This is a genomic window from Hanstruepera flava, from assembly GCF_023634025.1.
Lineage (GTDB): Bacteria > Bacteroidota > Bacteroidia > Flavobacteriales > Flavobacteriaceae > Hanstruepera > Hanstruepera flava.
Genome location: NZ_JALJCW010000015.1, coordinates 1 through 835, shown reverse-complemented (window position 1 = coordinate 835; position 835 = coordinate 1). Strand labels below are relative to the sequence as shown.

Here is an 835-nt window from a genome sequence, read left to right as displayed (position 1 = left end):
ACTCTAGCTCTACTACTGCTACTTTTACAATTGCAGATACCATAGCACCTGTTGCACCTTCGGCTCCTGCTGATATCACTTACGAGTGTATAGCAGATGTGCCTGCTCCGGGTGACCTGACTGCTAACGATAACTGTGCCGGTGACATTACCGTGACTGGTGTGGATAATACCGATAGTTCTGATCCGTGTAACATCATAATCACACGTACTTGGACCTTTACTGATGACTGTAACAACTCATCGTCGGTTTCACAGACTATTACGGTGGCTGATACCATAGCGCCTGTTGCGCCTTCGGCTCCTGCTGATATCACTTACGAGTGTATAGCAGATGTGCCTGCTCCGGGTGACCTGACTGCTAACGATAACTGTGCCGGTGACATTACCGTGACTGGTGTGGATAATACCGATAGTTCTGATCCGTGTAACATCATAATCACACGTACTTGGACCTTTACTGATGACTGTAACAACTCTTCGTCGGTTTCACAGACTATTACGGTGGCTGATTCCATAGCGCCTGTTGCGCCTTCGGCTCCTGCTGATATCACTTACGAGTGTATCGCGGACGTGCCTGCTCCGGGTGACCTGACTGCTAACGATAACTGTGCCGGTGACATTACCGTGACTGGTGTGGACAATACCGATAGTTCTGATCCGTGTAACATCATAATCACACGTACTTGGACCTTTACTGATGACTGTAACAACTCTTCGTCGGTTTCACAGACTATTACGGTGGCTGATACTTTAGCTCCAATTATTAATACTGATGCATCTGATATCACAATTGAATGTGACGGTACCGGTAACAATGGTGCTATTCAAGATTG

General features: G+C 46.9%; 1 protein-coding gene. It reads left to right on the top strand.

The genetic code is table 11. The annotated features are described in order from the left end of the window. The coding region (locus MTX13_RS14345; RefSeq protein ID WP_449555746.1) for an HYR-like domain-containing protein at positions 1 to 835 on the top strand (835 nt) is incomplete at both ends.